The 6,054-nt window shown below is 31.5% G+C and carries 5 protein-coding genes; 3 read left to right on the top strand and 2 right to left on the bottom strand.

Translation table 11 applies throughout. The features are described 5' to 3' along the window. Positions 1–320: 320 nt before the first annotated feature. Positions 321–1,271, bottom strand: coding sequence for a phosphoribosylaminoimidazolesuccinocarboxamide synthase (locus AC9UFV_RS02500; protein ID WP_509572431.1), 951 nt, complete (start codon positions 1,269–1,271; stop codon positions 321–323). A gap of 727 nt (positions 1,272–1,998) precedes the next feature. Here AC9UFV_RS02500 and AC9UFV_RS02495 point away from each other — a divergent pair. Next, a complete protein-coding gene (locus AC9UFV_RS02495) occupies positions 1,999–3,357 on the top strand; it encodes a flavin monoamine oxidase family protein (RefSeq protein ID WP_509572429.1) in 1,359 nt (452 codons plus the stop codon). Between the two features lie 188 nt (positions 3,358–3,545). Next, the gene (locus tag AC9UFV_RS02490) at positions 3,546–4,037 is read left to right on the top strand and encodes a hypothetical protein (RefSeq protein WP_509572427.1); all 492 of its coding nucleotides are present in this window, start codon (positions 3,546–3,548) and stop codon (positions 4,035–4,037) included. A gap of 104 nt (positions 4,038–4,141) precedes the next feature. Here the strand turns inward: AC9UFV_RS02490 and AC9UFV_RS02485 are convergent, their stop codons facing one another. Then, positions 4,142–5,092, bottom strand: a complete 951-nt coding sequence (locus AC9UFV_RS02485; RefSeq protein WP_509572425.1) for a PhoH family protein — start codon at positions 5,090–5,092, stop codon at positions 4,142–4,144. A gap of 105 nt (positions 5,093–5,197) precedes the next feature. Between AC9UFV_RS02485 and AC9UFV_RS02480 the strand changes: the two genes are divergently transcribed. Further along, positions 5,198–6,052: an SAM hydrolase/SAM-dependent halogenase family protein gene (locus AC9UFV_RS02480; RefSeq protein WP_509572423.1), complete on the top strand. Its 855-nt coding sequence runs from the start codon at positions 5,198–5,200 to the stop codon at positions 6,050–6,052. Positions 6,053–6,054 lie beyond the last annotated feature (2 nt).

Raw genomic sequence — 6,054 nt, 5'->3', positions numbered from 1 at the left:
AAACTTGGAATAAACATTAAATTTGTCATAATTAAATTGGTTAATTTGGTTTTCTTACTCGTAAGGCTTTTCGGTTCCGCCCCGTTGTTTAAAGTAGTTTCTGGACTCCACTAACATTACAAAATTAATAAAATTATTGTTAATATTATATCAAATTTAAATAATTTTAATTAAATTGATAATTGTAAATGTAAAAAGTTATCAAATATATATTTATTAAATTGTTAATAACTACATAATTTAACAAAAAAAAAAACGAACTTAAATAAGTTCGTTTTTTAATATTTCGCAATAAAAACCCTAATGTAATAGGATGAAGTTTACTTTTTTGACAAATAATCTAGTACGTTTTTTTCAATCCTCTTATTAATATTAGAAATATCAGCTTTAATGAATTTTTCACCGATAATATTTTCAAATAATTCAATGTAGCGATCAGAAACCGTTTGGATGTATTCATCAGTCATATTTGGAATCGTCTGTCCTTCTTTACCTTGAAATCCATTTTCTATCAACCAACGTCTAACAAACTCTTTAGAAAGTTGTTTTTGCTCTTCGCTATTATCTTGGCGTTCTTGGTATCCATCTGCATAAAAATATCGAGAAGAATCGGGGGTGTGAATTTCATCGATTAATACAATTTTACCGTCTTTGGTTTTTCCAAATTCATACTTAGTATCCACCAAAATCAATCCGCGACTGGCTGCAATTTCAGTTCCTCGTTGAAATAAAGCACGTGTATATTTTTCTAATACCAAATAATCTTCCTCAGCCACAATTCCCTTTGCTAAAATGTCCTTACGAGAAATGTCTTCGTCGTGTTGGCCATTATCAGCTTTTGTTGAAGGAGTAATTATTGGGGTTGGAAATTTGTCGTTTTCTTTTAAACCTTCGGGCATTGTAACGCCACACAACATTCTTTTTCCAGCAGCATACTCACGAGCAGCATGGCCAGAAACATAACCACGAATTACCATTTCCACTTTAAAAGGCTCACATAAATGTCCGATTGCCACATTTGGATCTGGAGTTGCAATTAACCAATTAGGTACGATATCCTGAGTTAATTCCATAAACTTAGTAGCAATTTGATTTAAAATTTGCCCTTTGTATGGAATTCCTTTTGGCATAACGACATCAAATGCAGAAAGTCTATCGGTTGCAACCATAACCAATAACTCGTTATTGATATTGTAAACTTCACGAACTTTTCCATGGTAAACTGACTTTTGGCTAGGAAAATTAAAATTAGTGGTAGTTATTGTATTCATTTAATTTTGTTGTTTGCAGTTGTTTAATGCAAAAGTAGATTGTTTTGTAGAAGAAAGCAAAAGAGAAAGAGATTAAATTTAAAAATCATTATTTTGATTGTTGTAATTTTTTTTACTAAAACTTGTTTTTATCATCTAAGAGAGTTACAAATAAAATCCCAATAAAAAAGATAATTAACAAATAAAACATAATTTACAGTGTTAGCCTCAAAATATTGTTTCATGTCTTATAATGCAATAACAAAAAAAAAATCCAATAAATCCAATATTATAAATAATTTTAATTATGTTTACCATTATTATAAACCAAATAAAATTATTATATGCAGGTTACTTACTCTACTTTCTACTTATTAGAAATCCTTCTAATACATATTACCCAATCTTTACTGCTTGAAACCGCAAGTTTTGAACTGTTTTTAAAGAATAGAACCTTCCAAAATCGTTTGAAACGATATTTAACTTATCGAATATTATACAATCACAAAAAATAGCGTGGTTGGCCACTACAAAAACTTCGTTAACCAAACTCGAAACTACTTTAAAGGATGGTACAACTTGTTTTAGATGTACTTATAAATCAGTTAAAAGTGTGATTCAAATAAAATTATTAGCGCAGGTTTTTCGCTTTCCTCGAAGCTTTGAGCAAGCCAAGCCTATCTAAAAGGAATCGCTTACTAAATTCAATCCCTAAAATACAAACCAATTAAAAATAAATATATAAAATATGGAAAGAAGAAAATTTATAAAAGACACATTGACGGGACTGCCACTAATTCTAATTACCCCTACAATTTTGGCTAGCTGCGAAAAAGAAGATGAAAACTTGAGTCCAAACGGCAAAACAGTAGTTATTATTGGAGCAGGTATTTCAGGACTTGCAGCTGCTAAAAAACTGAAAGAAAAAGGATTTAATGTTATTTTGCTCGAAGCACAAGATAAGATTGGTGGGCGACTTAGGACAAATAGGAGTTTGGGTGTTGCCTTTGACGAAGGGGCAAGTTGGATACACGGTACAACTGGAAATCCAATTACAGCATTAGCCCAACAAGCTGGAATGAATACTGCATTTACTGATGATGCCAGCAGAAAATCGTATGATATTGGTGGTGTTTTAAGAAGTGTATCGACTTTTGATAATGCAGAAGATGAGTTAGACACAATTCTAAACACTATGATGAATAGTGGAAATTCTAATCAAAGTTTTGAAACTGTTTTCAATAATTTATATCCAGCAAAAGTAAATGACAGACTTTGGAAGTTTTTACTCTCAACAAATGTTACTTTTGATACAGGCGATTTGAATAATTTATCATCTACACTATACAATGAAGGTGAAGAATTTGGGGGTGAAGAACGAATAGCAACCAATGGTTACGACACTATTCCAAACAATTTAGCCTATGGATTAAATATACAACTTAATCAAAGAGTTTCAAAAATTGACTATTCAGATACAAAAATTAAAATAACTCATAACATAACAATAACCGAAGCAGACTATGTTTTAGTAACTGTTCCACTTGGTGTGTTGAAAGCAAATACAATACAATTTGTACCTGCACTGCCATCAGTAAAACTTACTGCAATTGAAAAAATAGGTATGAACTGTGTGAATAAGTTTTTATTAATATGGGACACTGCATTTTGGGACGATGTACAATATATTTCATATACACCAACTATAAAAGATAAATTCAATTATTTTGTAAATTTAAAAAAAGTAAACCCGAGTATAAATGCCTTAATGACATTTGCATATGCAGACTATGCACGTCAAACCGAAACGATGACAAATGCTCAAATTATTGATGAAATAATGATCCATCTTAGAGATATTTACGGAAACTATATTCCAAACCCAAACAATATTTTAAGAACTAAATGGAATAGTAATGAAAATTCATTTGGTGCTTATTCATATACAGCAGTTGGAACAGAAATGAGACATTTTGATGATTTAGCAGAAGAAATAAATGATAAATTGTTTTTTGGTGGTGAACATACCGAAGCAGATTATTTCTCAACAGCTCACGGTGCTTATTTAAGCGGAATAAGAGAAGCAGATAAAATAATTGCACTGTGATTAATATAACTGTATTTAACAAGAGGTCGGAAAAATTTAGCATTTGGTGAAAAATTTAAGCATTACAGTTCCAAAGAACTTTGAATCTTAAATAATATTTGCAGCCTATTTCCAACTTCTAAAAGTAAAATAACTTTGAAAAGATTTAACAGAATCACCTCCGAAATAAAATCTTTAAGTGGTAAAAAATGACAAAAAAAAATTTCACAATATCAATAATTTATCTAGTATTGTTTATTTCGTGTAAAGAAGGAATAAAAAAAGAAAATTCAGAAAATCTTGGAACAAATTCAATAGAAACAACAGGAAAACTTACAGGTATACCTTTTACTCTAGCGAAAAATTATTTTGTTTTAAATTCAGTTGAAACATTGGCTAACCCCAAAATTGAAAATTCAGAAAATTTTTATAAAATCTTTGGAATGGCAACAACAATGGGTTCTGAAGGAAAACCTACCCACATTGACTTTAATACAAAATTTGTTATTGTTATTATTTTACCAGAAACAAATGTTATGACAACTATTGAGCCCGTAATTTTACAAAAAAATGACAAAGGAGAAATCATATTTACATATAGAAAAATTGTAACAAAAAAAATCTCATGGACTATTAGACCTAGTATCCAAGTAATAGTAAATAAATATGAAAAAGGAATAGTAAAATTAAAAGAAATTTAAAATAACTTCAACCAGCTGGTATTACTTTACTTTATGTAAGTTTTTTATTTAGCAAAGATTAAGTTAATTCTAAACTATTTTTTGCTTATTCCAAAAGTCATACTCTAATCGTGATTCTCAATTTGCTTGTAAGCATCAATAACTTTTTTCACTAATCGGTGGCGCACAATATCTTTATCGTCTAGGTAAATAATTCCAATTCCGTCAACGTCTTTCAATACCAACAAAGCTTCTTTAAGACCGGATATGGTGCGTCTCGGTAAATCTACTTGCCCTGGGTCGCCAGTAATCATGAACTTGGCATTTTTACCCATACGCGTTAAAAACATTTTCATTTGGGAATGAGTGGTATTTTGCGCTTCGTCCAGAATCACAAAGGCATTGTCTAAAGTTCTTCCACGCATGAAGGCCAAAGGGGCAATTTGAATTATACCTTTTAATATATAATCTTCTAGTTTTTCGTTAGGTAACATGTCGCGCAAAGCATCATATAAAGGCTGCATATAAGGATCTAGTTTTTCCTTCATGTCTCCCGGCAGAAAGCCCAAATTTTCTCCAGCTTCAACGGCAGGACGCGTCAATATAATTCTCTTAACTTGCTTTTCTTTGAGTGCTTTTACCGCCATTGCCACACCAGTGTAGGTTTTCCCTGTTCCGGCTGGCCCTACGGCAAATACCATGTCGTTTTTATTGATGGTTTGAACCAATAGATGTTGGTTGGCCGTCATTGCTTTAATAATCTTGCCTCCTACTCCATGAACCAAAATATTGTCTCTGGCATCCATTCGATTGTCGTCTTGCGAGTCACTTTGGATTACTCTTTCAATCACATTGTCATCAATATTATTGTACCTTGTAAAATGAACCATCAACCTGTTGAATCTTTTTTCAAATTCATCTAGTGCTTCTTTTTCTCCAAAAACTTTTATGGTGGTACCACGAGCCACAATTTTCAACTTTGGATAATACTTTTTAATCGTTTCAAGATGAGTGTCTTGAGCGCCCCAGAAGTCTTTTGGAGCGATGTCTATGAGCTCGATAGTTCTTTCGTTCAAATGTATTGGATTTAATTAAAAAATAGTCATTGATAATTATTAGCTTTGCATTTCAAATTTAATATAATTTAGGTATACATCCTTAAATTAGTTATAAACAATTTTATGTCAATAATTACACTTACCACCGACTATGGACTCAAAGATCACTTTGTGGGTGCTTTGAAAGGGAAAATTTTGACAGAAAATCCAGAGGCTAAAATTGTAGATATTTCTCATAATATCGAGCCATTTAACACCGTTCAAGCGAGTTATATTATTGGAGCTGCCTACAATAGTTTTCCAAAAGGTAGCGTTCACTTAATTGGCGTTGACGCAGAAAAAAATAAAGAAAACCAACATATTGCGATGCAATGGAACGATCATTTTTTTATTTGTGCCGACAATGGAATACTTAGTATTTTGACTCAAAAAGTGGCACCTGAAAAAATCGTGGCTATCAATATTCACGATCGCTTACCAGAAGACGCAACGGATTTGGATGTATTTGTAACTGTTGCGAGTCATGTTTCAAAAGGTGGATTATTGAATGTTATTGGTAAGGAAATAACTGCAATTAAGGAAGTAACCGAAATTCAACCTACCGTGGCTGCCGATAAAAATTCTATAAAAGGTTATGTAATTTACATTGACCATTTTGGAAATGTGGTGACTAATATTTCTAAAAAATTGTTTGTTGAAATTGGAAAAGGGAGACCATACGAAATTCCGTTATTGCAAAATCGCTTACAGAAAAAATCAAATCCTATAAAAAATATTTGGGCAAAATATTCAGATATTGGTAACACCGGAAAATACCCAATTAAGGATTATGAAGGTGATAAATTAGCGATTTTCAATGAAGCGGGATTTTTAGAAATTGCTATTTTTAGGAGTAATCCTTTGAACGTTGGAAGCGCTTCAAGTTTATTGGGATTGAATTATAGAGACAGTATTATCATACAATTTAATTCTATTTAGTT

This window comes from Flavobacterium sp. (genome assembly GCF_044349645.1).
GTDB lineage: Bacteria > Bacteroidota > Bacteroidia > Flavobacteriales > Flavobacteriaceae > Flavobacterium.
The sequence above is the reverse complement of the archived record's forward strand: the minus strand, read 5'-3'. Positions and strand labels throughout refer to the sequence as shown.

Bases quoted from the DNA above. Each gene is read 5' to 3' on its own strand.
- AC9UFV_RS02500 (WP_509572431.1), bottom strand. From the start codon at position 1,271: ATGAATACAATAACTACCACTAATTTTAATTTTCCTAGCCAAAAGTCA.
- AC9UFV_RS02490 (WP_509572427.1), top strand. From the start codon at position 3,546: ATGACAAAAAAAAATTTCACAATATCAATAATTTATCTAGTATTGTTT.
- AC9UFV_RS02495 (WP_509572429.1), top strand. From the start codon at position 1,999: ATGGAAAGAAGAAAATTTATAAAAGACACATTGACGGGACTGCCACTA.
- AC9UFV_RS02480 (WP_509572423.1), top strand. From the start codon at position 5,198: ATGTCAATAATTACACTTACCACCGACTATGGACTCAAAGATCACTTT.